This window comes from Pyramidobacter sp. YE332 (assembly GCF_033060595.1).
In the GTDB taxonomy this organism is placed as follows: Bacteria; Synergistota; Synergistia; order Synergistales; family Dethiosulfovibrionaceae; genus Pyramidobacter.
Map to the genome: position 1 here is coordinate 1,484,956 of NZ_CP133038.1, position 26,700 is coordinate 1,511,655.

General features: G+C 60.4%; 28 protein-coding genes. 2 read left to right on the top strand and 26 right to left on the bottom strand.

Going from position 1 to position 26,700, the window contains the following annotated elements:
• Positions 1-16: 16 nt before the first annotated feature.
• The 24 genes from RAH42_RS07000 to RAH42_RS07115 form a co-directional block, all read right to left on the bottom strand.
• Positions 17-1,303 (bottom strand): amidohydrolase, encoded by a 1,287-nt coding sequence (locus RAH42_RS07000; protein ID WP_078016478.1) that lies wholly within the window; start codon positions 1,301-1,303, stop codon positions 17-19.
• 1 nt (position 1,304) lies between these two features.
• On the bottom strand, positions 1,305-2,555 hold the full coding sequence (locus RAH42_RS07005) for an adenosylhomocysteinase (RefSeq protein WP_078016477.1): 1,251 nt from the start codon (positions 2,553-2,555) through the stop codon (positions 1,305-1,307).
• Between the two features lie 13 nt (positions 2,556-2,568).
• The gene (gene xseA / locus RAH42_RS07010) at positions 2,569-3,828 is read right to left on the bottom strand and encodes an exodeoxyribonuclease VII large subunit (RefSeq protein ID WP_317539134.1); all 1,260 of its coding nucleotides are present in this window, start codon (positions 3,826-3,828) and stop codon (positions 2,569-2,571) included.
• Complete coding sequence (gene nusB / locus RAH42_RS07015) at positions 3,825-4,349, bottom strand: transcription antitermination factor NusB (RefSeq protein WP_078016475.1); 525 nt, start codon at positions 4,347-4,349, stop codon at positions 3,825-3,827. Before nusB ends, xseA begins: the two co-directional genes overlap by 4 nt.
• Positions 4,343-4,801: a hypothetical protein gene (locus RAH42_RS07020; RefSeq protein ID WP_078016474.1), complete on the bottom strand. Its 459-nt coding sequence runs from the start codon at positions 4,799-4,801 to the stop codon at positions 4,343-4,345. Before RAH42_RS07020 ends, nusB begins: the two co-directional genes overlap by 7 nt.
• A 100-nt stretch (positions 4,802-4,901) precedes the next feature.
• Complete coding sequence (locus RAH42_RS07025; protein ID WP_078016473.1) at positions 4,902-5,405, bottom strand: Asp23/Gls24 family envelope stress response protein; 504 nt, start codon at positions 5,403-5,405, stop codon at positions 4,902-4,904.
• A complete protein-coding gene (locus tag RAH42_RS07030; RefSeq protein ID WP_078016472.1) occupies positions 5,392-5,817 on the bottom strand; it encodes a CD1247 N-terminal domain-containing protein in 426 nt (141 codons plus the stop codon). The genes RAH42_RS07025 and RAH42_RS07030 overlap by 14 nt, the downstream gene beginning before the upstream one ends.
• 117 nt (positions 5,818-5,934) lie before the next feature.
• Positions 5,935-6,510, bottom strand: a complete 576-nt coding sequence (gene efp, locus RAH42_RS07035; protein WP_078016471.1) for an elongation factor P — start codon at positions 6,508-6,510, stop codon at positions 5,935-5,937.
• Between the two features lie 480 nt (positions 6,511-6,990).
• Positions 6,991-8,268, bottom strand: coding sequence for a hypothetical protein (locus RAH42_RS07040; RefSeq protein ID WP_205948279.1), 1,278 nt, complete (start codon positions 8,266-8,268; stop codon positions 6,991-6,993).
• A gap of 417 nt (positions 8,269-8,685) precedes the next feature.
• Complete coding sequence (locus tag RAH42_RS07045; protein WP_078016469.1) at positions 8,686-10,386, bottom strand: secretin N-terminal domain-containing protein; 1,701 nt, start codon at positions 10,384-10,386, stop codon at positions 8,686-8,688.
• A 9-nt stretch (positions 10,387-10,395) separates the two neighbouring features.
• The gene (locus RAH42_RS07050) at positions 10,396-10,869 is read right to left on the bottom strand and encodes a hypothetical protein (protein WP_078016468.1); all 474 of its coding nucleotides are present in this window, start codon (positions 10,867-10,869) and stop codon (positions 10,396-10,398) included.
• Positions 10,866-11,387, bottom strand: coding sequence for a hypothetical protein (locus RAH42_RS07055; RefSeq protein WP_078016467.1), 522 nt, complete (start codon positions 11,385-11,387; stop codon positions 10,866-10,868). The genes RAH42_RS07050 and RAH42_RS07055 overlap by 4 nt, the downstream gene beginning before the upstream one ends.
• Positions 11,384-11,917 (bottom strand): hypothetical protein, encoded by a 534-nt coding sequence (locus tag RAH42_RS07060; protein ID WP_078016466.1) that lies wholly within the window; start codon positions 11,915-11,917, stop codon positions 11,384-11,386. The genes RAH42_RS07055 and RAH42_RS07060 overlap by 4 nt, the downstream gene beginning before the upstream one ends.
• Positions 11,907-12,812 (bottom strand): hypothetical protein, encoded by a 906-nt coding sequence (locus RAH42_RS07065; RefSeq protein WP_078016465.1) that lies wholly within the window; start codon positions 12,810-12,812, stop codon positions 11,907-11,909. Before RAH42_RS07065 ends, RAH42_RS07060 begins: the two co-directional genes overlap by 11 nt.
• Positions 12,813-12,841: 29 nt before the next feature.
• Positions 12,842-13,189, bottom strand: coding sequence for a hypothetical protein (locus RAH42_RS07070; RefSeq protein ID WP_143521788.1), 348 nt, complete (start codon positions 13,187-13,189; stop codon positions 12,842-12,844).
• Between the two features lie 11 nt (positions 13,190-13,200).
• The gene (locus tag RAH42_RS07075; RefSeq protein WP_078016463.1) at positions 13,201-14,424 is read right to left on the bottom strand and encodes a type II secretion system F family protein; all 1,224 of its coding nucleotides are present in this window, start codon (positions 14,422-14,424) and stop codon (positions 13,201-13,203) included.
• Positions 14,421-15,506, bottom strand: a complete 1,086-nt coding sequence (locus tag RAH42_RS07080) for a PilT/PilU family type 4a pilus ATPase (RefSeq protein WP_317539135.1) — start codon at positions 15,504-15,506, stop codon at positions 14,421-14,423. The genes RAH42_RS07075 and RAH42_RS07080 overlap by 4 nt, the downstream gene beginning before the upstream one ends.
• A 5-nt stretch (positions 15,507-15,511) precedes the next feature.
• Positions 15,512-17,026, bottom strand: a complete 1,515-nt coding sequence (locus RAH42_RS07085) for a GspE/PulE family protein (RefSeq protein ID WP_078016461.1) — start codon at positions 17,024-17,026, stop codon at positions 15,512-15,514.
• A 13-nt stretch (positions 17,027-17,039) separates the two neighbouring features.
• Positions 17,040-18,653 carry a PilC/PilY family type IV pilus protein gene (locus RAH42_RS07090; protein ID WP_168170065.1) on the bottom strand — a complete coding sequence of 538 codons (1,614 nt, stop codon included), beginning with the start codon at positions 18,651-18,653 and terminating at the stop codon, positions 17,040-17,042.
• Positions 18,653-19,258 carry a hypothetical protein gene (locus tag RAH42_RS07095; RefSeq protein WP_078016459.1) on the bottom strand — a complete coding sequence of 202 codons (606 nt, stop codon included), beginning with the start codon at positions 19,256-19,258 and terminating at the stop codon, positions 18,653-18,655. Before RAH42_RS07095 ends, RAH42_RS07090 begins: the two co-directional genes overlap by 1 nt.
• Complete coding sequence (locus tag RAH42_RS07100; RefSeq protein ID WP_078016458.1) at positions 19,240-20,040, bottom strand: hypothetical protein; 801 nt, start codon at positions 20,038-20,040, stop codon at positions 19,240-19,242. The genes RAH42_RS07095 and RAH42_RS07100 overlap by 19 nt, the downstream gene beginning before the upstream one ends.
• 460 nt (positions 20,041-20,500) lie before the next feature.
• Positions 20,501-21,121 carry a DUF4143 domain-containing protein gene (locus tag RAH42_RS07105; RefSeq protein WP_205948278.1) on the bottom strand — a complete coding sequence of 207 codons (621 nt, stop codon included), beginning with the start codon at positions 21,119-21,121 and terminating at the stop codon, positions 20,501-20,503.
• Between the two features lie 24 nt (positions 21,122-21,145).
• A complete protein-coding gene (locus RAH42_RS07110) occupies positions 21,146-21,715 on the bottom strand; it encodes an AAA family ATPase (protein WP_205948277.1) in 570 nt (189 codons plus the stop codon).
• 743 nt (positions 21,716-22,458) lie between these two features.
• The gene (locus RAH42_RS07115; RefSeq protein WP_317539136.1) at positions 22,459-23,481 is read right to left on the bottom strand and encodes an IS30 family transposase; all 1,023 of its coding nucleotides are present in this window, start codon (positions 23,479-23,481) and stop codon (positions 22,459-22,461) included.
• A 568-nt stretch (positions 23,482-24,049) separates the two neighbouring features.
• On the opposite strand from RAH42_RS07115, the gene RAH42_RS07120 reads away from it, so the two are divergent.
• The gene (locus tag RAH42_RS07120) at positions 24,050-24,805 is read left to right on the top strand and encodes a glycosyltransferase family A protein (protein WP_078016894.1); all 756 of its coding nucleotides are present in this window, start codon (positions 24,050-24,052) and stop codon (positions 24,803-24,805) included.
• A gap of 231 nt (positions 24,806-25,036) precedes the next feature.
• Here RAH42_RS07120 and RAH42_RS07125 read toward each other — a convergent pair whose 3' ends face one another.
• Complete coding sequence (locus RAH42_RS07125; protein ID WP_078016895.1) at positions 25,037-25,252, bottom strand: DUF2922 domain-containing protein; 216 nt, start codon at positions 25,250-25,252, stop codon at positions 25,037-25,039.
• A 39-nt stretch (positions 25,253-25,291) separates the two neighbouring features.
• A complete protein-coding gene (locus tag RAH42_RS07130) occupies positions 25,292-25,516 on the bottom strand; it encodes a DUF1659 domain-containing protein (protein WP_078016896.1) in 225 nt (74 codons plus the stop codon).
• Between the two features lie 407 nt (positions 25,517-25,923).
• Between RAH42_RS07130 and RAH42_RS07135 the strand changes: the two genes are divergently transcribed.
• Positions 25,924-26,691, top strand: coding sequence for an ABC transporter permease (locus RAH42_RS07135; protein WP_317539137.1), 768 nt, complete (start codon positions 25,924-25,926; stop codon positions 26,689-26,691).
• Positions 26,692-26,700 lie beyond the last annotated feature (9 nt).

The window sequence follows — 26,700 nt, forward strand, 5'->3', positions numbered from 1 at the left end:
AGCTGCCGGAGATTCTTCAAGATTTTGCAGCCAGCAGCCAGGCGCGCTGCGCCGAACTGGCCGCGCGGATTTCCCGCTCGGGACGGGGGACGAACGCCCGATCCCTGACGATCCAGCCGCCCCCGCAGAGAACGTGTTTGACGTCGCCGGAACCGCCGGCGTACACGACGTAGCTGGACATGTTTTCCTCATCGGCGCCGAGATAATGGAGCGCCGTCAGGTCGACGGCCGTCAGATCGGCCGCCCAGCCCTCGGCGAGCCGCCCCACTCTTTCGTAACCGAACGCCCGCGCCCCCTGATACGTCGCGCAGTCGATCAGCTGCCGCGAGGAAACGGCCAGCGGATCGCGGCCGACGCCCTTGTGGATCAGCGAAGCGAGCCGCATCTCGTCCCACAGATCGAGACGGTTGTTGCTGGCGGCGCCGTCGGTCCCCAGCGCCACGTGAACGCCTTTCTCCAGCATGGCCGGAACCGGCGCCACGCCGCTGCCAAGCTTGAGATTGGACGCCGGACAATGCGCCACGGTGATGTTGTCGTGAGCGGCCAGATAGTCGAGCTCGTCTTCCCTGAACTGCACGCCGTGCGCAAGGACCAGGCGCGGTACGGCGGCGAGGCCGGTCTTTTCGAGATATTCGACGGGCGTCATTTTCAGCGTGTCGGAGAGGTAGCCGCGCTCCCATTCCGCCTCGAGGAAATGCGTCTGCAAGGGCAGATTTTTTCTTTTCGCCTCGGCGGCGCATTCGCTGACGAACTCGAACGGCACGGTGTACGGCGCGTGCGGATCGATGCTGTTGATGATCCGCGGCCCCCGCATCTCCGCAAAATCGCGGTAAAGCGTCTGTTTGAAGCGGGCCGGATCGCGCACGACGCCGACGGAAACGGAACAGCGCATGCCCAGCTCGTTCACGGCGCGGGCGACCTGATCCATATGGTAGTACATGTCGGTAAAGCCGGTCACGCCGCACGTGGCCATCTCGCACATGGCCTGAACGGCGCCGGCGTAGACCACTTCGTCGGTCAAATGCTCTTCCAGCGGCCAGATCTTCTGTTCCAGCCACTCCATCAGCGGGCGCTCTTCGCCGAGCCCGCGCAGCAGCGTCATCGCCGCGTGGCAATGAGCGTTGAAAAAGCCCGGCAAAAGGAGCGTTTCGCCTTTGCCGTCTATCACTTCGCATTTTTCGCCGCTCAACGACCCCGGGGCGGCGATTTTTTTTATGCGTTCCCCCTCGACGAGCAGATCGGCGCGCACAGCGCGCTCCATCGTGCCGTCGAGAAGATAAACGTTGCGGAACAGGATCGCCATTTTAGTCTTCGCGCCAGTCGGCCATATAGGCGCGCTGTTCGTCGGTCATACGCTCGAGGGACAGTCCCATGGAAGCGAGCTTCGTCTCCATGACCGCCGCGTCGATCTCCGCCGGCACGTCCATCAGCCCGGCCTTGAGCGCGCGGCCGTGTTCGTTCACGTAGAGAGCGGATTCGAGCTGGAGCGCGAAGCTGAGATCCATGATCTCGATCGGATGTCCGTCGCCGCAGGCCAGATTGACCAGGCGTCCTTCGCCGAGCAGATTGAGACGGCGCCCGTCGGGCATCGTAAAAGTCTCTATGTTCGTCCGCGCCGATTCGCGCCTGACGGCCAGCGCCGCCAGCTCCTGCTTGTCGATCTCGACGTCGAAATGTCCGGCGTTGCCCATGATCGCGTTGTCCTTCATGAGCCGGAAATGTTCCGCCCTGATCACGTGCGTGTTGCCGGTGAACGTGAGGAAAATATCTCCCAGCGGCGCCGCCTGGGCCATGGTCATCAGCTCGTTGCCGTCCATGACCGCTTCGAACGCGCGGTGCGGATCCAGCTCGGTGACGACGACGCGGGCGCCGAGCGCGCGGGCGCGCATGGCCGCGCCGCGGCCGCACCAGCCGTAACCGGCGATGACCACGGTCTTGCCCGCCACGAGGATGTTGGTCGTGCGCATGAAGCCGTCCCACACCGACTGCCCGGTGCCGTAGCGGTTGTCGAAAAGATATTTGCTGTGAGCGTCGTTCACGGAAATCACCGGAAATGGCAGGATCCCCTGCCGTTCCATGGCCTTCAGGCGCTTGACGCCGGAGGTCGTTTCCTCGGAAGCGCCCTTGACGGCGGGGATCAAATCCTTCATGTCGGAAAGGACCGTCGCCACCAGATCGGCGCCGTCGTCGGCGATGACGGCGGGACCGAAAGCCAGCGTATCGCGCAGATAGCGGCGATACTCTTCGCCGCTCATGGCGTGGCGGCTGAACACGGAAACGCCCGAATCGACGAGAGCGGCGCAAATATCGTCCTGCGTGGAAAGCGGATTGCTGCCGGCCGCGCGGACTTCGGCGCCCAGCTCTTTGAACGTCCGCAGCAGGCAGGCGGTTTTCGCTTCCAGGTGAAGACAGGCTGAAAGTTTCACGCCTTTCAGCGGCTGCGAAGCGGCGTAACGCGATTTCAGGGCGTTGAGCACCGGCATGGAGCGCCACGCCCAGTCCATCTTGGCATGGCCGCCCGGAGCGAGAGAACGATCGGCGATTTTATAATCCATCATGAATTCTCCTTCACTGTATATGCGCATCTTTTCCGTTCACGCCGCGCGGCTCCACGGAATCCACGCGCCCTTTCACGTCGCCGTCGAGCGTCTGCACGACGATGGCGTCGCCGCACCGCACCTGGACGCTGGAGAGCAGCGGTCTGCCGCCGCTCATGACCAGGCTGTAGCCGCGACGCGCCAGAAGCGCGGGCGAGAGATTCCTCAGAGAACGCTCGTATCCGTCGAGCTGCCCTTGCCTCTGTCGAAGTTCGGCGCGCGCGTGGAACGTCGTTTTTTCGTCGAGATCGTCAAGACGCTGCGCCGCGTTTTCCAGCAGACGCCCCAGAAAATTCCTCATGTTTTCCTCACGGCTGGCAAGCATCTGCCTTTCATTGCGCAGGCCGTGGTCTGCGTGCATATGAAGAAGACGCGCGCATTCCGCCAGGCCGCCCAACTCCCGCATACGATCGGGGAACACCGACGCGGCGGCGGCCGTCGGCGTCGGTTCGCGCCGGTCGGCGGCCAGATTGCACAGCGACCAGTCGACTTCGTGCCCCACGCCGCACACGACGGGGACGGGACAGCGGGCGACTTCCCGCACCAGCTCCTCGTCGTCGAACGGATTGAGATCCTCCTTGGCGCCGCCGCCGCGCACCAGAAGCACGACCTCTACCCCCGCCAGAGCCGAAACCCGTCTCATCGCCGCGGCGGCGCTTTCGGCCGCACGGACGCCCTGCACGAGACAAGGAACGACGATCAGCTCGGCGGCGGGGAAACGGGTGCGGAACTGCCGGATCACGTCCTGAACGGCAGCCCCCGTGTCGGAGGTGACGCAGGCCGCGCGCCGCGGATAACGCGGCAGGGAGCGTTTGCGCGCGGGAGCGAAAAGCCCTTCCTTTTCCAGTTTGAGACGGAGCTCCTCTTTGGCTCTCGCGGCCGCGCCCAATCCGAGCGGATATATTTTACGCGCATAGATCTGCACGGCGCCGCGCGCCTCATAAAGCCGCACGCTGCCCGAAACCACGACGCGATCGCCGACCGCCGGCCAGAGGAGCGTCCCCGCCGCGTCGCCGCGGAACATCACGCAGGGCATCGAAGCGTTCTGCCCTTTCAGGACGAAATAAACGTGCCCGGAGACGTGACGTTTGAAATCGGTCAGTTCGCCTTCGACAACGAGATGGGCGAGCGTCTCGTCGTAGTCGAGCAGATTTTTTACCCGCAGAGCGACCTCGTCTACGGTCAGAGGCGCGGCGTCTTTTTTGACGCGAACGGGACCGTAACGGATCATAACAGAGAAAGGCCCTTGACGATACGAGACAGGACGCCGTTGACGAAACGAGGCGAATCGTCGCTGCCGTACTCTTTGGCCAGCAGCACGGCTTCGCTGAGCGCGACGCCGACCGGGACTTTTTTCGCGATCACGGCCTCGTACAGCGCCAGGCGGATGATCGTGCGGTCCACCAGGCTCATGCGCTCGGTCTTCCATTCGGTCGAGTACGTTCCGATCAAGGCGTCGATCTCAGCAAGGGCGCCGCGCACGGAACAGGCGCGCTCGCAGGATCGGCGATAGGCCGCCAAGGGAACCCGCGATACCCCGATTTCCTCGTCGGCGCCGGCTTCCCCGCTTTCAGCTTCAGCGCCGTTTTCCGCCGCGGCTTCCGGCTCGACGAAAAGCTCTTCCAGAAACGCTTCGATCTCACGCTGGTCAAGCTTCTTTCCGCCCAGAGAATCCAGCGCGCACAGAATTTGGAAAAGGCGCACCCGCGCCGCATGAAGCGATTCCTGTATGTTGTCTTTATTCGTCACCATTGGGGACCTCTTTTCAAAAAGGGCAAAAGATTCTGCAGCTTGGCCCAGCCTCCGCCGGAAATAAGCCACGACGAAAGCAGCCACGTGCCGCATCCTAAACCGACGTAAACGGCAAAGCCTCCCCACGAAAGGGCAAAAAAGGCAAACACGCCGCAGGCGCAGTTGATCCAGAACGCAGGCTGCCCGCAGAGAGAATGCTCCAGGTAGGGCGACTCGGCGAGAAAGCGGCTCTGTCTGATCCACTGCAATCTGGGCAGCTCCATCCCCATGGCGCGCAGGTCCTCGGTGATGGCCTTGGCGCGGCGCATATCGTCCTCGCGGCTCCAGAACTCGCGCTTGTCGTTGATCACGACAAGACACAAACGATCGTGCGCGCGCAGTCTGACCGCGCTGCACTGGACTCCCTGGGGAAGATGGCGGGAAACGAGAGAGAGCACCGCCTGCGTATCCACTTTGATAAATCCATAGGGCGTACGCCCAAAATCCTGATACGTCGCGCATGCCTCCTTTCTCTACGACAGCAGCCGGCCCGAAGACGAGCCGGCTGTTATGTTACTCTCCGGCAGTGGTCACCGCTGCCTTTGCTCCAGTTTCTCCCGTTCCTTGCTCTTCTTTTGGGGCCTGTTCGCCGAAATAAACTCCCTGGACAAAAATGTTCACGGCCTTGACTTCGTAGCCGGTCGAACTCTCCAGCTCCTTTTTCAGGAATTCCTGCAAATCCCAAGCCACGTCCGGAATACGAAGCCCGTAGCGAACGAGGACGTAGGCGTCGACGGAGATCTGCGACTGCGTCCCTTCTTCGAGCGAAACGCGCACGCCCTCGGGATTTTTTCGTCCCAGTCCCAGCACCGACATGCCGGCGTTCGCCGGCACCACCGAGGAAACCCGCGCCAGCGCCCGACGGGCGATTTCCTGAACGACGTCTTCGGAGATGTGGAGCAGGCCGTCGGTCGACTTCGGGTCCTCCTCGCGGGCTTCCTCTACGGCGCGTTCCAGGTCGAAATCGGATTTGTAGAGCGGCTCGGACGTCTGGTCCAGCTCGTCAATCGGCGTCATGATCCTCCGCCTCTAAATCCACGTCGACCTTTTCCCCGCAGTCGGGACACTCAACGCAGTGATCGTCGGGGGAAAGCATGGACGTTTGGCAGTAAAAATGCAGGCCGCAGGACGGACAGGCGACTTCCGTGTAATCGTCTTCGAGAGACGCTTCGTCTTCGTCGAGTTCTTCGTCGATGCCCAGACGCGATTCGACGTCGGACAGATCGGCGTCGAGCTCGCCGCAGATCGAATAGAGGTCGTCAGCCGCGCTCCGCTGCTCCTCCAGCTGTTTTTTCAGCTCGCCGTTCTCGTCCGCCAACGCCTCCAGCGCCTCGACGACGGCATTAAAGAGAGAAAGCGCGAGCTTGTCTTCCGGCTTGCCGGCGTCGAGAAGTCCCTTGACATAGGCGATCTTTTCACGTGCGCTCATTGCGGATCTCTCCTTTGTGAAAAACAGGTTCGAAACAGTCTTTCCGTACAGGCTGAAAGACGCAGTTTCCAGTTCTTCTTAAATAAAATATAAAATGTTCCACGTGGAACACTTCAATTATTTTTTCACTCGTTCGACGTATTCGCCGGTGCGGGTGTCGACGACGACGCTCTCGCCGTTCATGACGAACATCGGCACCGTGATGACCAAGCCCGTCTCCATCGTGGCCGGCTTGCCGCCGCCGGCGGCCGTGTCGCCCTTGAAGTTCGGCTGCGTGTCGACGATCTTCAGCACCACGCTGTTGGGCAGCGTGATCCCCATGACCTTGCCCTCGTACATGTCGAGACTGACTTCGAGATTGTCCGTCAGATAATTGAGCGCCGGACCGAGAGCTTCCTTGGTCAGATAGACTTCCTCGTAGCTTTCCATGTCCATGAAGACGTAGTGGTCGCCGTCTTTGTAGCTGTACTGAGCGGGTTTCTCGTCAAAGACGATGCGTTCGAATTTATCGTTGCCGGACACGAAGCTGTTTTCGGAAATGCTGCCCGTGTCGAGATTGCGCAGTTTGCATTTGAGCACGGCGCCGCCGCGCCCCTTCATGTGATGCTGACAGTCCACCACTTCCCACAGACCGCCCTGCCATTTCAGTTTCATGCCAGGGTAAAATTTACTCGTATCGACGATATCAGCCATTTGTTACGTACCCTCCCGAGAATCTGTTTCTCTGCCGCGAATGCAGACAGCCATGACGTTTAATTCTAATGTGTTTTCACTCCATTTGCAAGAGCGTGTGTCGTCGTTCAACGATAATGCCGCGCGTAAGCTCCGACGGCGGACGATTCCGCCGGGACGCACCGGGGGCCGTTCATAAAAGGGAAGCGGGCCCGTGGAAGCGCGCAGGCCCGCTTGGGAGCGCCCATGAAGGCGCGGCGTTATGGAAAAACAAAAAAACGATATCGCACAGGAACAAATCCCGTCGGCGTCAAAGGAACCGACTCGTGCCGGAAGCGTCGGCGGGCAAGATCGATGCGGCGGCGCCCGCGCGGCTTCGCCCCGAAACCGGCCGGCGGAATTTTTTGCGCGCGGCGCCCCACGCCCATTATTTCAGCACGCGAGATCGATCAGACCCGGCTGCCGCCACACAACGCCGCGGCGAGAGCCGCCGGTGGTCGGTCAGTGCCCGCAGCCGTCGTGGCCGCCGTTGTCCTTGTTTTCCCGTTTCGCGTCGCTGGCGGATTCCGCGGCGCGCTTGACGGCTTTTGCCCCTTTGCGCCCGGGAGCCTTGGGATCCTCACAAGCGTCAAGCATGTCCTCATAACTTTGCACCCAGCCTATACCATCGACGACTGCTTTTATTGCCTCGGTCTCCGAGGATATGGTTACCGCTCCTTGGACCACGTTTACGGCATTGACTGCCACGGTTATCTTTTTAAAATCCTTCCGTTCAGTGCTGCGATCTTTATCAGTCGCGACATCGACAAAACCCAGAATCGAATCGCCCGCCGCTAACCCACTCCCCACTACCCCACTGGTAACGACAAAAACTGCACCATACGTGCCTGCAGTAGTACCCACCATTCCAGCCACCGCGGGTGCTAATGACGGAGCGCTGAGAAAGAAAAGAGCGAGGCCTGCGACAGCAGCGGTTCCGGCCGCAGCCACCTCGCCGGCTCTGGCGACGTAGCCAAGCGTACCAGAAATGGCCGCGTCCAGCCGGGCGTCCGCCATTTCTGCTTTTATCCGGTCTTTTCGGGCCTGGGGATATTTGGCCTCCATTTCCCGCTGCCGTTTCTTCTCCTCCTTGCGGAGCCTGTCGATCTCGGCGGCCGGCACGTTGATATCCGGAGTGCCGTCCGCGATGCTGTTGAGTCCCGCCTCGATGCCGTCGAGACTGGACAGGTTGAAAGGCGCCGCATAGGCCGGAGTCGCGAACAGAAAGCTCAGCGCTTCGGCCAGCATCGTCCGCTCCTCTTCGTTCATGAAAGACACCGCCATCCTCTTCGCCACGCGGATGTTGAGGGCGTACCTCTTCGCCACGGAACTCAGTTCCTTTCTCAGCCGCGTCACCTCGTACGCCATGGCGTCCAGTTCTTCCTGCGAAGGCGTCTTTTTGCCCCGGTAGATGGCGTCGTGGATCCGTTTGCAGTAATACCTGGCGCCCATTTCCGCGTTGATGAACGCCTCGATGTACGCGTCGTGTTCCCTCAGGATCTGCGCGGCGTATTTCTTTGGAATGGTGGTTTTCTTCGGCGCTTTTTTCTTCGTTTTCGCGGCGTCTTTCTTCTTCGCGGATTTCTTCGCCGCCGGCGCTTTTTTCGCGGCAGGGGCGGCTCTCTTCGCCGCGGGCGCGGCGCCTGCCGCGACGGCCGCCGCGGGAAAGCCCGAGAATGCCAGCGCGCACATCAGAAGTATCGACGTCAGGGTTTTCGCTCTCTTTCCGATTCTCATCATGTCATCGTCCTTTCGATTTTCGCCTTTTTCGCGATCTGCTTTCAAAAGATCGCGGCGGCGCCTTCGAAATATATCCGCATCGAAAAGTATAACAGAAAAGCCGCCGTTTCACACATAAAAAAATACACGCCGCGTCCATTTTCACAGAATTGCAGATGCTTTAGGCTTTTGTAACCACTTTGAATCTTTTCAAAAACAGCACAAAGACTCCCGCCTGCTGAAAAAGCCGCCTGTAAAAGGACATGGCAATCCGTCCGCAGCGCCTCGGCGCGGCCGGATTGCCTTTTATATTCGCGCAGTCAGGCGCACGCGCTCCGGCCGCGCCGGCAGGTCTGCAGTCCCAGCGCAACGGACCGAAAAGTAAGACGCGGGAGCTTTCGAGCGGCTCTTTCAATGAACGGTCACAGCGACATTTTTTCAGAAGCTCTTTTCAAGGTCGGGGATTTCAAGAATATAGGGGATCAAAATCATCACGACCTGGCTGCGCGTTTTTTTATCGAGTTTGGCTTTGAAAAGCTCGCCGATCAGCGGGATGCTGCTCAGAATCGGCACGGCGGCGCGCGTGCGCGAACGGCTTTCCTTGAACAGGCCGCCGATCACGAACGGCTCGCCGTCGCGCACGCGGATCTTCGTTTCGACGGTGCGGGAGTTCGTCTGCGGGATCTGTTCGCCCTGACCGCCGCGGATCCACTGGATCACCTCGCCTGTCGCCAGGGAGACGCCGACGGTGATCATGCCGCCACGTCCGATCCGGGGCGTCACTTCCAGTTTGGGGCCGACTTCTTCGTCGTCGTAGGTCGGATTCTGCGCGTCGTCGCGCCGCGACACGTATTTCAGTTTTTCCACGAGCTTCACGGTCGCTTTTTCGCCGTCGAGCACGGTCACCGTAGGATCCGCCAGGACGCGCGCTTTTTTCTGTTCCACCAGAGTGTGAAGGCGAAAATCCAGCATCCGCGTCGCCGTGCCGGCCAGCCGGACGATGCCGCTGCCGATCTCGCCGGGAAGATTGGCGGAAGTGTCCAGATTCCCCAGCGGCCCCTCGGCCGTGCCGGGCTTGTGACCGCTCTGCGCGAATCCCGCCGAGAGCGCGCCGTTCTGGTAACTGCCCCACCACCAGTCGTAAACGGCGTTGAGGGCCGTTTCGAGCTGGTCGCTCGCGTCGTCGTTCACCTCGATGATGCGCGCCTTGAGCATCACCTGCCGTCCCGGCGCGTCGAGCAGGCGGAGCGTTCGCCGCACTTTTTCCTGCTGAAAGGCCGTTCCCGTGACGATGATCAGATTCTGGCGCTCGTCGACCAGCACTCTGTTGGCCGGCGAAGCGAGCTCCGCCAGGTCTTTCAGCAGGGGCGCGGTCTTCTGCGCCTCCGCATAGGCGACGTGATAACTCTTGGTCGTCAGGCGCCCCGTCAGCAGGCCCAGCGAATTTTTCGCGCCGACGACGACGGTCCGGCCAACGACGCTGAAGCCGAGATTCTGAGAACGGAGCACGAACTGAAACACGTCCGCGAAGGGGGCCTCCCTGAAGGCCAGCGTCATCCTCGCGTTCTGCGGCACCGAGGCGTCGACGACGATGTTCACGTCCGCCATCGCGCCGAGGAGGCGGAAGACGTCCGCCAGATCGCAGTCTTTCAGGTTCATGGAGATCTTTTTCGACGAAATGCGCCCGGCGTCTCCGCCTTCCTGCAGAATCGGCGTTTGTTCCCGATCCCGGGCGCGCCCGCCTTTTGCGAAGCGGATCCGCATGCGGCCGCTCCCGGCCCCTCTGACGTCGCCGAGCTGCAAGGGCTCTTCGCAGAAAAGCGTGATCAGCGTGCTGCGGTTGGAGTCTTCCACTTTGATATGAGGGACCAGCGGCGTATCGAGATCGCGCTCGTAGTTCAGCGCGGGGAAGCGCACGCCTTCGAGCACCAGCGTCAGGGAATTTTCATTCCTGTAAGCCAGTTCTGGGCGTTTCAACGCCTGCCCCTCCAAGGACAACACGATATGCGAATCCCCGGCCTGTTCCACGCGAAGCGCCCAGAGCCGGGGCTCCGCGCGCGTTCCTGCCGCAAGTTCCGCCGGCAGGAAAAGGGGAAACAGGAACAATGCAAGCGCCGCGCAATGCTTCTTCGGATTCATACGCCCCTCCTATTCCAGCGGCACGAAAAATTTTTGCCCGCGCCACTGACAGGTCATGCCCGTCTGCCCGATCGTCAGGATCCTCACGCCGTTCAGCGATTGCCCGGGGACGGCCAGGACCGTCCCCGCCGCCCCTTCGACGGCCACGGCTGCCCACTGCCGGCCGCCGGACGAAACGACGCCGCGCAGCGCCAAAAGGGGACGATTCAGGATCCCATCCGGCGAAGCATCGTCGCCGCCGTCCCATGATTCGTCCCACGCCGCCGCCCGCTTCAGGACGTCGAGCCGCCGCTGCAGAATCCGTTCCAGTTCGGTGCTCCGCGCGACCGGCGCCGGTTCCTCGGGCGCCGCCGCCGCGACGGCGATTTTCGCGGGACGAAAGAGCCGACGCTGCCAGAAGACGGTGAAAATCAACGAAAGGATCGCGCAGCCCCAACAGAAAACGCCGGCCGCCGTCCTGATCTTGCCGGGAATCGCGCTCACGACGCCGCCCCCTTCCGCAAAAAGGCCGACAGCGTCATGTCCACGCCGAACGACCGCTCGCCGGTACGGCGCGCCTCCACGCGGTCGATGCAAAAAAACTCGCGGCGCGCCAGCAGTTCGCTCAAAAAGGCGCGGATGCCCTGCCCCCGCGCCCGCAAAGCCGCCTCGAGACGCACCGCCCCAAGCCGATCGGGATCCGGCGACAGGGACACGGCGCACTCGACCTGTGCCGCCAGCGCGCCCTGTTCCAGCGCCGCCTTCAAATCTTCGGGCGTGTCTGCCGGAACGATCGGCAGTTTGTCGAAACGATCCCGCTCTTCCCGCAAAGCGGCGATCCGAGCCGTCAGCGTTTCTGCGCGGGCTCCGCGGCGCTCGGCGAGCAGCCGCAGCTCCACCGTGCGCGTTTTCAGATCGTCGATGCGGGACACGATCCGACTCTGAGCCCACACCACGGCAAGCATCAGCGCGACGGCCGCCAGCCCGCGAAAAACGGGCGCCGTCACCGTGAGTTTTTTCATCGTCCCCGCCTCGTTCCTTCCAGACACAGGAGCAGACTTCCGCCGCTCAGAAGCCGGCGCTCCGTGATTCGCAGCGGCGCGTAGGGCAGACGCGCAAGCTTTTCGAAGACGTGATCCACGCTCTCGCGATCGGCGAACAGGATCTCGATCCGACAGCGTTCCCGGTCCGCCGCGACGGCTTCCAGCTCCCCCGTCTCCGGCAAGGCGCCGGCGAGCGCCGTCAGGATTTCAAGCGCCGGCGCCGAGCTTTGCCCGTGCTCGATCATGGCCCTGAGCTGACCGTCGTGCGCTTCAAGCTCCCCGCACACTTCGCTCAGACGCGCCGCGGCCGCCGCCGCTTCGCGCTCCGCTTCCAAAACCGCGGCGTACTGCGACTGCAGACGCGGCCACAGCGTCAGCGCGCAGATAAAAAACTGCAAAAAACACAAAAACATCACGGCAAATGCCCCGTATTCGCGCAGAAAGCGCTTCCATCCCGGCTCGACCGGCTCGAAATAGGAAGCCGGCAGCAAATTGAATTCAGTCTTCATGAGCGAACCTCAGCAGCAAACCGACGACGTCGTACCAGCCGGGATCGGCCGGAGGCACGAGAGCCGCCGGACAGACTCCGTCGAAATCGATCTCCCGCGCCGCCGCGCGCAGATTGCCGAACGGGAGCGCGGCCGGCGCGGAGGCGTCTTTTGCGATATAAACCGGCGGCGCGGTCCCGCCGAAGTTTTCGGAAACATAATCCAAGGTCCTGTTTATTTCCGAACACATCTGCGAATTCCAGGCAAACTCTTCGGCCGGGAGGGCGACGCTGCGGAAGACCAAGCCGCTCCCCTCGGAGACGAACGCGCAGTGCAGCGAACCTTCGCGTGCCATGACCAGCAGGAAACGCTCTGCGGCGATGACGGAAGCGAAAGCGCGCGTCGAGGCGACGATCTGCGGTTCCGCGGCGAAAACGCGCCCCCGCGAGCCGCGCAGACTTTCGAGAAACGGCACAACCTGCGCCTTCGCACAGGCCGCGCCCACAAGGCTCAGCCGGGCGCCGGCCGGCGCGGCCGCCTCGCAGAGATCGAACAGCGCTTCGCCGAAATCGAACGGGAAATAATCGGAAAAACACCACGCCATGGAGGCGCGCGCCTCTTCCAGATCGGCCGCCGGCAGGGAAAACAGCTGAAAAATGCAGTCGGCCGACGGGATCCCTACGGCGAAAGGGAGCCTGCCCCAGCGGAACGCCAATTTTCTGCGCAGAAACGCGCCCAGGGCCGCCCCGTCCACCAGATGTCCGCGGCTGACCACCCCGTCGGGAAGAGAGATTTTATCGGCGTTGACGAGCCGCGCCCGTCCGCCTTCCCGCAAAAGTTCGCCGTAGCACGCACAGCGATCGCGCAGCGCCAGCGCCGCCCCCGCGCAGCGTTCAGTTCTCCGTTTCCACAGCATCGTCCCGCTCCTTCCCCGAGCACACCGCTTCAGCGAATCCGCCTGGACAGCCTGACTTCGCGCGTTTCTCCCCGTCCCGGCCAGGTCACCAGGACCGTACAGATCCTTCCCTCCGTCGAAGGCGACAGGTCGACAGAAACGTCAAACGAAGCGAAGCCGCTGGAAAAATTTTCCAACAGCTTCTCTGGCGAAGGGACCTTCCCCAACGCCTCCACTTCCTCGACGCACGAAAGCGCCCCCCGCCAGGCTTCCTGACGACGGCGAAGCTCAACGGCGGCGTGCAGGTTTTCCGTAAAGGCGGAGGCCAGCAGAGGCAGAAAAACAGCCGCGAGCGCCGCGGCGATCAGGCACTCGACCAGCAGAAAACCTTTTCTCATCTCGTCCCTCGTCATGAGAACGACCGCACCGCCTGCAAAATCGGCAGAAAGATCGCCGCGACGACGACCGCGGCCGCCAGCCCGACCGCGATGATCAACAGCGGTTCGAGGACGGACGTCAGCCGTTTGATCCCCTCGTCGAGCGCTCTTTCATGCCACTCTGCGGCCCGCAGCAACATTTCGTCCATTTTCCCAGTCTGCTCCCCCGCCGCGATCAAAGTCGCCGTGACCGGCTGCAGCAGAGCCAGTTCCCGGGCCCGAGCCGCCAGGCCGACTCCCCGGGAAGCGGCGTCGTGCAGTTCCATCAGCGTCCGGGCCATCGCGGTGTTGCGAGAAGTTTCCGCGCTGAGCTCGAGCGAACGCAGCAACGGCACGCCGGATTTCAGCAGCAGCCCCAGACTGCGCAGCGAACGCGCCAGCGCCGCTTTCGCCCGCAGCGCGCCGACGACGGGGACCTTCAGCCGCAGACGGTCGATCGCCAAACGCGCCCCGGGCACCCGGCGCAGCCCCCAGAGCGCGCCGGCGGCGGCAGCCAAGCCGGCAAACAGGAAAGACAGGATCAGCGGAAGATGTCCGCTCACGTAAAAAAGCCGAGCCGTGAGCGCCGGCATGGGAATTTTCAGACGCGCGAAAATCTCGTGGAACTTCGGCAGAACGAAAACGAACATAACCAAAAGCACCGCAAGAGAGAAGAACAACACCAGCGCCGGATAGGTCAGCGCGGAAAAAATTTGGGAGCGCAGCCGTTCACGGCGCTCGTACCGTTCCGCCACAAGCTCCAGCGATTCGGAAAGCCGCCCGGTCTCTTCGCCGACGGAGAGCATCATCCGGTCGACCGGCTCGCCAAAACGGCCGTCTCTCATCGCCCGGCTCATGGCTTGTCCGCCGTTGACTCCCCGGCACACCCGCCGGATCTTTTCGATCATCGGAACGCAGCGGCTCGTCTCCGCAAGCCGCTGCAGGGAAACGCCCAGCGGGATTCCCGCCGCGGTGAAGAGCGCCAGCTCCCGGAAAAACAACGCTTTCTGCAGCAGCGGGATCGTGCCGATAGCGCGCAGTTTACGCCAGAGCGACGCCGCGGGCCGCGCCGCTTTTTCCGAAGCGCCGGCTTCGATCGCAAGCGGCAGCAGGCTCTGCCGACGCAAAAGCCGCGCCGCTTCCCGCGCGTTCGTGCCCTCGACCACGCCCGTTCGCAGCTCTCCGGCGGAAGACCGGGCCCGATAGGAGAATTTCATGACGTCATCGACCGGCCGTCCAGAAGACGCTTCATCTCTTCGCCATCAAACGCGCCGGCAAGGGCGGCTTCCGGCGCGATGCGCTCCTGCTCGACGAGCCGCAGCAAAGACTGTTCCATCGTGTGCATGCCGTCGCGCTGCGACGTTTGCAGCATCGTCTTCAGCTGCGCCGTGCGCGACTCGCGGATCGCGCTCCGCACCGCCGGCGTGGCGACGAGCATTTCCGTGGCCAAGCAGCGGCCGCCCGCGCGCTGCGGGACCAGCCGCATCGCGCACACGCCCGCCAGCGAAAGCGCCGTCTGCTCGCGGATCTGCGCCTGCTGCGCCGCCGGAAAGACGTCGATGATGCGTTCAACGGCCTGGGACGCGTCCGGCGCGTGCAACGTCGCCAGCACCAGATGGCCGGTTTCGGCGGCCGTGACGGCGGCGGAGATCGTCTCGCCGTCGCGCATTTCCCCGATCCCGATCACGTCGGGATCCTGCCTCAAAGCGTCCCGCAGGCCGGCCGCGAAGCTCGGGCAATCGCGACCGATCTGACGCTGGTGAAGCAGCGCCCGTTTGCCCTCGTGCACGAACTCAACGGGATCTTCCAGCGTCACGATGTGGACGCGGTACGTCCCGTTGAGCCAGTCGACCAGAGAGGCCAGCGCCGTGCTCTTACCGCTCCCGGACGGCCCGGTGAACAGCAAAAGGCCGTGGCCTTTCGCGCAGAGTCTTTTCAGAACCGCCGGCAAACCGCACTGTTCCGGCGCCGGGATTCGAGCGGGGATCAACCGGATCGCCGCCGCGGGCTGGCCCATGCTCCAGAAGCAGCTGAGGCGGAATCGCCTCAGCGCGGAGGGAGCGCCGAATTCATGCGCGGCGCTGACGCTTTTATTCAGTTCCCAGTCGTCCCATTCCGCCGCGGAGAGCATCCGCCTGATGGACGCCAGCAGCCATTCCCGGCCGACCACGGCGCGCCCGCCGTCCTCGAGCCGGCCGTCGACGCGGAACAACGGCGCGCGGCCGCAGGAAAGATGAACGTCGCTGGCCCGGCGCTCCGCTGCTTCGTCGAACAAAGCCCACAGATCAGGTTCCGGCATGGCAATCACCTCACGTCGATGGCGCCGAAAACTTCTTCGTAACTCGTCACGCCGGCCAGCGCTTTGGCGATGCCGCCGCGCTCCAGCGTCCTCATGCCCTTGCGGACGGCCGCCTCGCGCAGCCTGGAGACGCTTTCCTCGCGCGCGATCAGAGCGGAGATTTCTTCGTCGACGGCGAGGACCTCAAAGATCACCGTCCGTCCCGCATATCCCCGGCCGTCGCATCGCGGGCAGCCGACAGGCCGGTAAAACACGCTGCCGCGCGGAAGCTCCAGGCGCTCGCATTCGCGTTCGGGCAGCGCGTACGGCTGCCGGCAATGAGGGCAGAGTTTGCGCACCAGGCGCTGAGCCATCACGCCGCGCAGCGCCGAGGCCACGAGGAAGGCAGGCGCGCCCATGTCGATCAGGCGCAGCGCCGCGCTGGCGGCGTCGTTGGTGTGCAGCGTGCTCAAGACGACATGACCGGTCAGCGCGGCGCGGACGGCGAGCAGCGCCGTTTCGCCGTCGCGGATCTCTCCCAGCATGACGATGTCGGGATCCTGGCGCAGGATGGAACGCAGCGCCGCGGCGAAGGTCAGCCCGCTGCGCTCGTTGACCTGCACCTGAGTGACGCCGGAAATGTCGTACTCCACGGGATCTTCCACGGTCACGGCGTTGAACTCGGCAAGGTTCAGCCGCTCCAGCATGGCGTACAGCGTCGTGGTCTTGCCGCTGCCGGTGGGGCCGGTGTTGAGGATGACGCCGTTGGGGACCTTCAGCAGATCCTTGATCCGCGCCAGCTCTGCGGCCTCGCAGCCCAGTCCTTCGAGCCCGCGCAGCGCCCGCTCCCGGTCGAGGAGGCGCAGGACCGTTTTCTCGCCGTGGACGGAGGGAAGCGTGGAAATGCGAAGATCCACTTTGCGCCCGTCGACGTCCCGTAAAATGCGGCCGTCCTGAGGAAGACGGCTTTCGGCGATGTCCATCCCCGCCATGATCTTGACGCGCGCCGTCACGGCCCGGTGGATCGCCGCCGGAAAACGGACCGCGTCCACAAGCCGGCCGTCGATGCGGAAACGGACCCGCGACTCTTTTTCGCCCGGCTCGACGTGGATGTCGGAGGCGCGTTCGCCGATCGCCTGAGCGATCATGCTCTCCACGATCCGGGAAACCGGCGAAGCGTCGTCCAGACGTTCCGGCGCCGCTTCGTCGTTCCTCTCGTCGTGCAGATAATCCGCGGAGAGGCGGGCGATGCGTCCCGAGAATTGATAGGCGCGGCGGATCTCGGCCGCGAGGTCGGGAACGGTCGAGGGGACCAGCTCCACCCGCCGGCGCGTCAGCGTCTGCAGTTCATCGGCACAGGGCAGGCGCCGCGGCTCCTCCGCCATGACGCGCAGATGTCCGTCGGCAGCGATCGTCAGCGGCAGGACGCAAAGCCGCGCCGCCGTTTCGAACGAGATCAGCCCCAGCGCCTCCGGCGCAGGATGCAGCCTGGCCAGCGCCACGCGGGACGGCGGCAGAGCGCCGCTTTCCCCAAGCGTCATAGACGTCATCTCCTTACCTGTAGAGCGTGTAATAGATCCCCGACGACGGCGCCGGCAGAACCGACGAGACGGGAACGACAGCCGGCCCGTCCGCGCCGTTTTCCAGCACCACGACTTTGCCGTCCCGGACCGCCAGAGCGGCCGCCTTGTCGGAGAGCGTTTCCGCAGCCGCGAGCCTGCCGGGCGTCAGATCGACGACCTGCAAAACGCGGCGCTCCTCCTCCCGGCCCAAGAGGTAGAGCAGCCCGTCATAGAAAAGCGCGCTGACGACGTCATGAAAACCTTTGAGCTCCAGCCACCAGCCCCAGCCGCTGCCGCGCCAGGGCGCCGCGCTCCAGCGCAGACTTTTCAGCCCCGCCGGCGCGGCCGCGACCAGAGTGTCCGCGCCGTTCCCGCCGACGAAAGCCAGCCACAGCCCCCGGGGCACAAGGCAGGGGATCGGCGCGAAACAAAAATCCAACTCATCGAAGAGCGTTATCTTTTCCAGATCGATCCGTTCGGAAAAACGAAAACCTTCCACCTGGCGCAGAAAAATCTGCACGCCGCCGCGGCTGTCGCAGAGCGCCACACGCTGCAAGCGCCCGGAAGAATCGTTCAGGGCCAGCGGCGGCAGGCAAAGTTCCGCGTCGCCGTCGCCCTCGCTTTGCCCCGTCAGTTTCCCGCTCAAAGCGTCGTAGCTCAGCAGCCGCCCGCGCGCGCCGGCGCCGGAAGGCACCAGCAGAGACCATTTTCCGGCGAGGGGAAACGCCAGCGGCGCCGCCGCGGCATACCCGAGCGGCGAACAGCCGTCTTCGACGCCGCCCCAGCAGAGACAGTCGCCGTTTGCCAGATCCTCGCGCCCCCAAAGAAAAGAAGGCGCGAGGGGATCGGTCACGTCGAGGCAGAAAAGGGCGCGGGCCCCCGGCCCCAAACTGCCCCACAGCAAAATCCGTTCCCGCGAGGAAACGGTCACCCGCTCCGCCGTCAAACCGCCGGCCGTCAGCCAGGGCAGCTCCGTCGGGGACCTCGCCCGCGCCAGGGCCTCCGCCCGCGTTTTCCAGCAGAGCTGCGGCGGCGCAAAAGCCCAGCGTTCTTTTCCCGTCGCCGCGTCGAAGGCGCATATCAGCCCGTCGTCGGTCTGGACGTACAGAGAGTTTTCCGCGTCGACCATGGCGGCCGGAAACGGCGCGCCCGGCGACGCGTCCCGCAGCCGGGCGCGCCACTCGTCCCAGAGCGCTTCATCGACGCCGAAGTAATTTCCCGCCGCGGGGTCGTACCCACCAAGCGGGCGCAGCTCCCCCGCCGCCGGCCCGTCGCGCCCGCACGGCACGACGAGCACCCGGCGCGGCGATCCGACGGACGACTCCCAGATGATCCGTTCCGTTTCGAACGCGTCGCCGAAGAGACGCTTTTGTATCTTGCCCTCGTCGCCGCAGGGACTTGGGCGTTCCCGCCGCAGCGGCACGTAACCGCCGCGGCGTCCGTTCTCCCGGAAGAGCAAAGGCGTCCCCGTCAGTTCCCACTCCGAATTCCGCGAGAAACTGGAAAGTTCCCGCCGGTTTACCGGCAGCGCCGGCGCCTCGGCCCGCAGACTTTCCGCCGAAAACAAAAACAGGACCGCGAGAAATCCGAGAAATCCCGGCCGCATCATCGTTCCACCAGGACAACCCGCTCGAGCGTCACGGCATGAAGCGCGTCCGCCGCCGGTAAACGAGGACGCGCCGTGACCGCAACGCGCCAGGCCCCTTTTTGAAAAAGCGGGCGTCCCGCCTGCCTCGCCTGAAGCTGCGCGTACGACTGGCGAAAAAACAGCGGCGGCTCGCCGTCCGGCCACATCCCGCCCACCGCGGGCGGATACGCGGCGACCCTTGAATTCACATTCAAAGAGGGAGAAACGGTAAAAAGGCACCACTGAACGCGACTCTCCACCTCCGCGTCAGCCGTGGAGAACCGTCCGATGTCCGGCGGCACGGCGATCTCCAGCTGTTCCGGGCCGGCCGCAGGTGAAACCGGCATCATCCCGTATCCTCCGCGCGGGTTTTCCGGTTTGCGCTGAAAAATCCACCTCGTGGCGCGTTCAAGCGCGTCCCGCGCCGCCGCGTCAAGCTTCGCCTGCAGGATGGAATCGCCGACGCTCCGCTGCAGCCCGCGCCAGCGCGCGTACTCCAGCGCCAGCATTCCGGCCAGGGCCGAGACGACGATCAGCAGGACCGCCAGAGCGCTGCCCCGCCGCTTCAGAGTCCGAGCTTCCATGTCCGCGAGGCCTCCAGCGCCTTTTCTCCGGCGGCGAACTGCACTTTGACGCCGAGCAGACGCCGCTCTTCGTCAAGGCGAAACCCCAGCGCCTGCACGCCATGAAACATCGGCTGTTCATGACTGCCGTCATGATAATCGACATAGACCGTTCCATTTTTAACGAAAACCTTCATCGCCAGAAGCCGGCAGACCGGCGTTCCCCACGGCACGGCAAGGGGTGCCCGCGCCGTCACCGTCGGAGATTCGCCGGCCGCCTCGCGGACGATCCGCACCGGCACCTCCGTCCCCGGGAACAAAAGCCAGCTGACCGACAGCCTGGCGTCCGTCGTATTTTCCTCTTTGACGGCGCCGGAAAAAAGACTTTTCACCGGAACGTTCGCTTCCGCCTGGAGCTCTTTCAGCACGACATTCCCCGTCGGCATGCAGGAGACGAGACGGAGCGTGTTCCCCCAGCCGGCGCCGGCGGAGCGGAAACCGTATCCGTCAACGGAGTCGCCGACGGAAACGTTTTTTTGCCAGAGCGACCAGGCCGGCATGGAGTACAGCGGCAGCGGGGGCGAAAACAGATCCGCCTGCCAACGTTTGGGCAGTCCGACGCCGCAATGCTTCACCGGAGTTTCCAGAAAAGCGAAAACGCGTTCCGCGCTGCTCCAGCCGGCCCCTGAGACATAATCCTCGCTGCGGTGGAAGGACTCGACGGCATTCTGCATGACGAAAAGGGCGCCGCCGCTCAGCAAAACAAAAAGAGGAAGCGCCGTCAGAACCTCGACAAGCGTCATTCCTCTTCGTCTGCGTTTTCCGCTTCGCATCGCGCCGGCCTCCCCATCACTTAAACACGACTCTCAGCCTCATTGAAACGATAAACCCAATAAGTTATTTTTTATTTTATCAGAACTGTTTTTTCTTATCAAGAGAGACCTCTTATATTTTATGAAGAAGTTCACAAAAAATACGTTCGTTTTTGAACGCCAATGATACAGTAAATCTGCTGATCGCATATCAGCACGGCATTCTGTCTGCTCCCGCTCTTTGGCTCTCCATAAGGAAAAACCATGCACGCCGATCGCAGCGACAGGGACGCACCGTTCTACATGTGTCGGCAGCCTCCGCAAACATGAAAGCGCGAGAACGGATCGCCGAAAGAAATCAGCGTCCCATCCTCGCGCTTGCGCCATCGACCGGTTCTTCTCCGCTCCTCCAGACGTTTTCGCCGCGAAGCGATCCTTTATGACGACGCGCTCAATCCCATTCTTTCATCAGCAAAAAGTCACGGATATTGAAGTGTTTGATGCCGTCTCGCCCCATATCGAACTCGTCCGATGAAACGACATATTTGGGGAAATTGTCGGGGATCCCTTTGTACGCGCCAAACTCGCGTTCGACCGTCTCCCTGCCGGCAAGCAGATAGGCGACCTGCACGTACAGCTTGCTGGCTCCCCTGCTGGCGACAAAATCGATCTCTTTCGCACCGTTTCGGCCAACGTTGACGCTGTAGCCGCGGCGCAGCATTTCCGTACAGACGATGTTTTCCAGCACTTGATCCACGTCTCTCATATTTTGACCGTAAACAGCTTCGCGAATGCCATGATCGGCAACGTAATATTTTTCATTGACCGAGAGAATTTTTTTACCGATAAGGTCCGCGCAGCTTATCCTGTTGAAAAGGAACGCATCCGTGCAGGCTCTGACATAGTTCAGAACCGTATCGTGAGCCGCGGCCCGTTTCTCGTTCTTGAAGTATTTGGAAATAGCGTACGCGCTGAAAGGATGTCCCACGTTGGCGACAACGTAAGCGACAATGCGTTCCAGAAGATCCACGTCGCGAATTCGCACGCGGCTCACGACGTCTTTCAGAATCACGGAGTTGTAGAGTTCGCGAAGATACTAAGCGCACGCCTCTCTGTTCTCGATCAGATGAGTCAGGAAAGGCATGCCTCCGAGCTGGATATAACTGCGAAAAGCTTCCGCAGCTCCCAGTCCCGGATTTCTCTGCCGCGACATCTCGAGAAACTCCTCGAACGAGAAAGGATAGACGACAAATTCGACATAGCGACCGGCGAGATAAGTCGCCAACTCCCCCGAAAGCAATTTTGCATTGGAGCCCGTGATATAGATGTCGCAATCGAAATCAACGCGGCAGGAGTTGACGCATTTCTCCCAGCGTTCGACCTCCTGAATCTCGTCCAGAAACAGATACGCCTTGCCGCGAATCCCGGAAATCCTGCGTTTCAATTCCTCGTGAAGCGCTTCGGCGGTACAGAGTCCGGCGTTGTCCATTTGTTCAAAGTTGATTGAGACAAATTGCTCTCGCGAAGCCCCCATTCTCAGGATCTCATCCTGAATCAGCTCAAGCATGACGGACTTGCCGGAACGGCGCAAACCAGTCAAGACCTTTATAAGCTCATTGCCGATGAACGGCCGGATACGCTCCATGTACCGCTCCCGCTTGATCATAAGTCTATAACCTCCCTTTCATGGATAAAATCATTATAATTCAAATACAATCGCAAAGCAAAGTTCTGATTTTGATTTTGGCTAACATGTTAGTCAAAATCAAAATCAACAAGTTCAGATTCCCATGCATCACAGACTTCTCGTCTTACTATCCATCAAGGATAACCTCATTAGATTTTCTGGCGCGACGGCAAAAACGAGAGCTTAGGACCGTTTTCCAATGATCGCTCCTCCCCGCTTTCCGCGCCGATGAAACCCTTAAAACTCGTCAGTTCGACTTTACGACCTTCACTTCATCAATACGCTCCCATCGCTCCAACGTGCGTCTCTCCGTCGTCTTCATTCCCATCGACTTTTTGGGACAGCCTCTTTTTTTCCGGCCCGGACAGCGCCCGCATTTTTGCGCGAGGGGAAAAGCCCGGATTTTGCAGGACATTGCAGTAAAAAGCTCCACGTGGAACATTACGGCCGGCAAATATGCACAGCGGGTAAATTTTCAGAGTAAATGCAACCTCGTCAAAGTAAATGCGACGGGGTTGCATTTACTTTGACAGGACAAAAGCAGCAAGCAGTCATTACGAACACATAATAACGATCAAGATTGCGCTAACGGAACAAATTCAAGGGGATGAAAAGCTGTTACGAGGAAATTGTCCGAAAAAAGTGCATACAAAAGTGATCCTCAACTGAAAGCAAAATTTTCAGTTCAGAGTTAATGCAATCAAGAAATTAAAAAGGAGCCGTTATTTACCGGCGAGAAGAGTCCGCTTTAAACAGATATCCTGTGGCGGAATAAGTTCGAGTCCGAGTAAATGCAATACGTCCTCGCCATACAGGTTGATAAAGATCTCTGCAGGAGATTTTCCGTTAAATTTTTTCCTCTCGTATGAGTTTATATGAGACATCATCAGGTTGATATCAGTTTGGGATAAATTGTCGAAAGTTGTTCCCTTGGGAAGGATCCTTCGAATGAGAGTATGATTATTTTCAACCTTCGGTTTTTCCTGCGGTGCTTGTGGATTGCAATAGAACATATATGATTTTCTTTCTCCGTCCAGACCTTTTTCGATAGCCGTCGGATTGGAAAACTCTGTACCGTTGTCAGCAAGAAGGACCTGAAACATGGACTTATAGCGTTTCCTGCCCAGAAGAGTGAAGAGCATTGTAAAAATCTGCTCAACAGATTGAGCAGTATTTTTATCTCTCAAAAAAGCCAGCATAAAGTTGCAGTTTCTTAAGATGACAGTCAGAAGAACTTTTCCTCCTGTGGTGCCAACGACACTGTCGATTTCGGTAATAAGCATGTCCGGATGTTTCTCCGAAAAAGAGAGAAAATCATTGTAGGTACGGCCTTCACGACATTTTTTATCCACCTTCATGTTATTTCTTTTTCCCTTTCTCTTCTTAAAACGGACAGCTCGGGGCAAGTCTATTTTCCGTGCCTCTAAAATACCCGAAAGCAGGAGCCGTCTGGCGGTACTTTCAGAACAGGGAACAGTATCTCGATTATTACGGATAATATGATAGAGAGACTGCCCCTGTTTGATGAGAGGAGAGAAAAAAGAATCAATATCTGCAAGCTCGGCATCGGAGATATTGAAGCCTTCACGAGCCTCATGCAAAGTTTTCTCGTAAGAGTCATTTGCAGATTTAGCAGAATAGATCCGTTTTTTTAAAGTGCAGCGGTGACGGTTGGGGCAGCCGTTACAGACATACGGAGGAACCGAAAGCTGCGGGCAGACCTCCTCCTTAAAGTCAGGACACATCGTATTACATCTTGAGCACCGGAAACACAGTGAACGGCATTTCGGAGAGGTGTTACAAAGGGAAGTAACGGAGCAGTCATACCGGTGAAGGCAGCAGTTTGCTGTCCGGCCATAACAGCCTTTGAAGACAGTCTCTGCATGTTTTCTGATCTCTCTGGAGATCGTACTCGGCGACTTCAGAACTGTTGAGGCAATACTTCTGAGAGATTCTCGCCGGTTGAGGGCGCTTTCAATGGCTTTTCTTTCAGCCAGAGTCAAATGTTTGTTCATGATGATGAACTCCTTTCCGAGATCTGTTGTCTCGTAAGAAAGGTCTTTCATCAATTCAGACTAAATGCAAGCTTCTTTTAATTCAGATTTAATGCAACGGGGTACCGGATGTTGCGTTGCATTTACCTTGAAGAATTTCAAATATGCACAGCGACTTTTCCCGGCTCAGGGCTCGACTGGCATTTTTCCGGAACTTTTCGTATAATGAACAAATCTTGCAGATACTGACTTCAATCAGATACTGACTTCCACTTTGCTTTTCGTCAAAACGATTCTTGTTCGCAAAGGATGGTTCAGCATGAATCCAGCGCTTTGCTCGGTCATTATTCCCGCTTCGAAGGCGGAAAGAACGATCTCGCTCGCCCTCGACAGCCTGATCGCCCAAACCTGCCCCGACTGGCGCGCGTTCGTCATCGTCGACGGCCCGGAAGGCAACGATGCAACGTTAAAGATCGCCAACGACTACGCAGTGCGTGACCGTCGTTTTGAAGTCCTGTGCAACCGGCAAAACCTCGGCGCCGCCGACTCCCGCAACCGTGGCGTCCGTGCCGCCAAGACCCCCTGGATCGCTTTTCTCGACAGCGACGACGTCTTCCATCCCGACAAGCTCGAACGGCAGCTTGCCTTGGCGGAGCAAAAAGGCGCTTCCTTCCTGTGCAGCGCCTACAACATGATTTCTTACCCGGCGCGGACTCTGTGCAAAGTGTCGCGTGTTCCCCCGCGGATCGCCCGCGGCGATCTGATCAAATGGAACTCCATCGGCTGCTCCACCGTCATGCTCCGCAGCGAACTGGCGCGAAAGTACCCCATGGACGCCCGCGCCATTCACGAAGATTACCTGTGCTGGCTCCAGTGTCTCCAAGAGTGCGACTGCTTTGCCTGCCAGGAATCGCTGACCGATACCCTGATCCTCCCCGGCTCCCGCAACCACAGCAAGCTCCGCGCCGCCAGAGGCGTATGGGAAATTTATCGGCAACATCTGGGACTGAGCGCGCTCCGATCAATAGAGTACATGTGCGGATACGCGATCCGGGGATTCTTGAAATATATCTAAACTCGGGGCGTCCCCGAACAGTCATCGAGCTTTTGGGCTCCGGCGTGACCGGCGCTTTTTTTAGAGTTTCACGGCCGCAGACATAAAAAAACGCCCGAAGCGAACGCATTGTGTCCGTTCGCCTCGGGCGTTTGTCATCGCGCGCGGAAGGAAAAACTCTCCAGCGCCTCTATTTTTATGGCGGCGCTCCGCGGAGCGCCGCTCTTGTTTTCGGTTTATCCGTTATCCGTTTTACTCGTTATCCAGCAGCACCGTGGTGGTGCGCTCGGTCACTTCCGCCTTGAGCGCGCCGGTCAGCGCGTCGTCGAACGCCGCGCCGGCTCCGACGATGGCGTTCATGCAGCCGGTCACCGTCTCCGCGTTCAGATCGTCCTTCACATCGGATACCGAAATGGTGCGCTTGCCGCCGCTGGCCAGGCCGAATTTCATCGCAAGGGTCTTGGGCATCCCCGTCACCTCCTTTCGTTTTTCCCGTCACAAACCGCCTTATTCGGCGGAAACCACGTTCTCGTCAACGCGCAGCACTTCCAGCACCGGGTTGCTGATCACCGTGCCGATCGCGCCCGCCACGTCGAGCAGCTGCTGGCCTTCGGCCCCTTCCCGGATGCCGGCCAGGGAAATGCTCTTTACCTTGTCGGCGCCGTTCTCCAACGTGCCGGCCTTAGTTTTGATCCGCAGTTTGCAGTTCGCAAGAACAATCTGTGCAGCCATCGTTCTCACCTCCTTTCCCGTTACATCACCAAGAGTGCTTTTCCATCGTCTAAATTACAACCAGTTGTCTTTTCCGAAGAGAATTTTCCCTTCCGCGCCTCGCCACTTCGCGCGGCGGTGCGCCCGTGAAACGAACCGACCGGCGGACGCCGCGCCAGCGCGCCCGACAAAACAGGATCCGATCGGTGCAAACTGGCATTTTTCCGGAACCTTGCGTATAATGAGCACGTCGTGCCGCCTGCCAATTTAAGATCCATGCAGGCCGTCTTGAAGATTCGAAGTAAGGGAAACCGTTCGTACCGGACATATGAAGCCGCCATAAAAAGCGGCTGCGGAACAACGCCGCTCAGTTCGAAAACAGCTATCCCCATAACCGTTAGATATCATGCCAAAGCAAGGAGCGTCTCATGCTTGAAAAATACAAAAAACACCAGTTCCTCTTTGAGGAACTGGTGAAGCGCGATTTCAAGAAAAAATACAAACGAACCGTTCTCGGAATGGGATGGAGCATTCTTTCGCCGCTCGTGACCTTGCTGGTCATGCGGCTTGTCTTCACCCACTTTTTTGGACGCACCATGTCGCACTACACGACGTACCTTTTCTGCGGCAACCTGGTTTTTGCCTATTTCAGCGAATCCACGTCGCAGGGCATGACCTCGCTCCTCGGCAACGCCGCGATTTTTACCAAGGTCAACGTCCCCAAGTATCTGTTTCTCCTCTCCAAAAACTGTCAGACCCTGATCAATTTTGGCCTGACTCTTGTCGTCTTCTTCATTTTTTGCCTGCTCGACCACATTGTCTTCACGTGGAAATTTGCCTTTCTCCTCTATCCCGTCGCGCTGCTGATGCTGTTCAACATCGGCATGGGCCTGGTGCTGTCGGCGCTGTACGTTTTTTTCCGCGACATTCAATATCTGTGGTCGATTTTTTCCCAGCTGCTCATGTACGTGTCCGCCATCTTTTACAGCATCGACAGCTTCAGCCCTATGGCTCAGCGCGTTTTTCTGCTGAATCCTGTTTATCTGTTCATCCGCTACTTCCGCTCGATCGTCATCGACGCGAGGGTCCCCAACGCCGGCTTCCACCTTCTGATGGCTTTCGACGTTTCGGTCGTCGTCCTTTTCGGCTGTTGGATGTACCGCCGGTACAACGCCGAATTCCTTTATTACGTGTAGCGGGTGATC

Excerpts from the sequence above, each read along its gene's own strand:
- RAH42_RS07000 (WP_078016478.1), bottom strand. The coding sequence starts at position 1,303 with ATGGCGATCCTGTTCCGCAACGTTTATCTTCTCGACGGCACGATGGAG.
- RAH42_RS07005 (WP_078016477.1), bottom strand. The coding sequence starts at position 2,555 with ATGGATTATAAAATCGCCGATCGTTCTCTCGCTCCGGGCGGCCATGCC.
- xseA (WP_317539134.1), bottom strand. The coding sequence starts at position 3,828 with ATGATCCGTTACGGTCCCGTTCGCGTCAAAAAAGACGCCGCGCCTCTG.
- nusB (WP_078016475.1), bottom strand. The coding sequence starts at position 4,349 with ATGGTGACGAATAAAGACAACATACAGGAATCGCTTCATGCGGCGCGG.
- RAH42_RS07025 (WP_078016473.1), bottom strand. The coding sequence starts at position 5,405 with ATGACGCCGATTGACGAGCTGGACCAGACGTCCGAGCCGCTCTACAAA.
- RAH42_RS07030 (WP_078016472.1), bottom strand. The coding sequence starts at position 5,817 with ATGAGCGCACGTGAAAAGATCGCCTATGTCAAGGGACTTCTCGACGCC.
- efp (WP_078016471.1), bottom strand. The coding sequence starts at position 6,510 with ATGGCTGATATCGTCGATACGAGTAAATTTTACCCTGGCATGAAACTG.
- RAH42_RS07040 (WP_205948279.1), bottom strand. The coding sequence starts at position 8,268 with ATGATGAGAATCGGAAAGAGAGCGAAAACCCTGACGTCGATACTTCTG.
- RAH42_RS07045 (WP_078016469.1), bottom strand. The coding sequence starts at position 10,386 with ATGAATCCGAAGAAGCATTGCGCGGCGCTTGCATTGTTCCTGTTTCCC.
- RAH42_RS07055 (WP_078016467.1), bottom strand. The coding sequence starts at position 11,387 with ATGAAAAAACTCACGGTGACGGCGCCCGTTTTTCGCGGGCTGGCGGCC.
- RAH42_RS07060 (WP_078016466.1), bottom strand. The coding sequence starts at position 11,917 with ATGAAGACTGAATTCAATTTGCTGCCGGCTTCCTATTTCGAGCCGGTC.
- RAH42_RS07065 (WP_078016465.1), bottom strand. The coding sequence starts at position 12,812 with ATGCTGTGGAAACGGAGAACTGAACGCTGCGCGGGGGCGGCGCTGGCG.
- RAH42_RS07070 (WP_143521788.1), bottom strand. The coding sequence starts at position 13,189 with ATGAGAAAAGGTTTTCTGCTGGTCGAGTGCCTGATCGCCGCGGCGCTC.
- RAH42_RS07075 (WP_078016463.1), bottom strand. The coding sequence starts at position 14,424 with ATGAAATTCTCCTATCGGGCCCGGTCTTCCGCCGGAGAGCTGCGAACG.
- RAH42_RS07080 (WP_317539135.1), bottom strand. The coding sequence starts at position 15,506 with ATGCCGGAACCTGATCTGTGGGCTTTGTTCGACGAAGCAGCGGAGCGC.
- RAH42_RS07085 (WP_078016461.1), bottom strand. The coding sequence starts at position 17,026 with ATGACGCTTGGGGAAAGCGGCGCTCTGCCGCCGTCCCGCGTGGCGCTG.
- RAH42_RS07090 (WP_168170065.1), bottom strand. The coding sequence starts at position 18,653 with ATGCGGCCGGGATTTCTCGGATTTCTCGCGGTCCTGTTTTTGTTTTCG.
- RAH42_RS07095 (WP_078016459.1), bottom strand. The coding sequence starts at position 19,258 with ATGGAAGCTCGGACTCTGAAGCGGCGGGGCAGCGCTCTGGCGGTCCTG.
- RAH42_RS07100 (WP_078016458.1), bottom strand. The coding sequence starts at position 20,040 with ATGACGCTTGTCGAGGTTCTGACGGCGCTTCCTCTTTTTGTTTTGCTG.
- RAH42_RS07110 (WP_205948277.1), bottom strand. The coding sequence starts at position 21,715 with ATGATCAAGCGGGAGCGGTACATGGAGCGTATCCGGCCGTTCATCGGC.
- RAH42_RS07115 (WP_317539136.1), bottom strand. The coding sequence starts at position 23,481 with ATGTGTCCTGACTTTAAGGAGGAGGTCTGCCCGCAGCTTTCGGTTCCT.
- RAH42_RS07120 (WP_078016894.1), top strand. The coding sequence starts at position 24,050 with ATGAATCCAGCGCTTTGCTCGGTCATTATTCCCGCTTCGAAGGCGGAA.
- RAH42_RS07125 (WP_078016895.1), bottom strand. The coding sequence starts at position 25,252 with ATGCCCAAGACCCTTGCGATGAAATTCGGCCTGGCCAGCGGCGGCAAG.
- RAH42_RS07130 (WP_078016896.1), bottom strand. The coding sequence starts at position 25,516 with ATGGCTGCACAGATTGTTCTTGCGAACTGCAAACTGCGGATCAAAACT.
- RAH42_RS07135 (WP_317539137.1), top strand. The coding sequence starts at position 25,924 with ATGCTTGAAAAATACAAAAAACACCAGTTCCTCTTTGAGGAACTGGTG.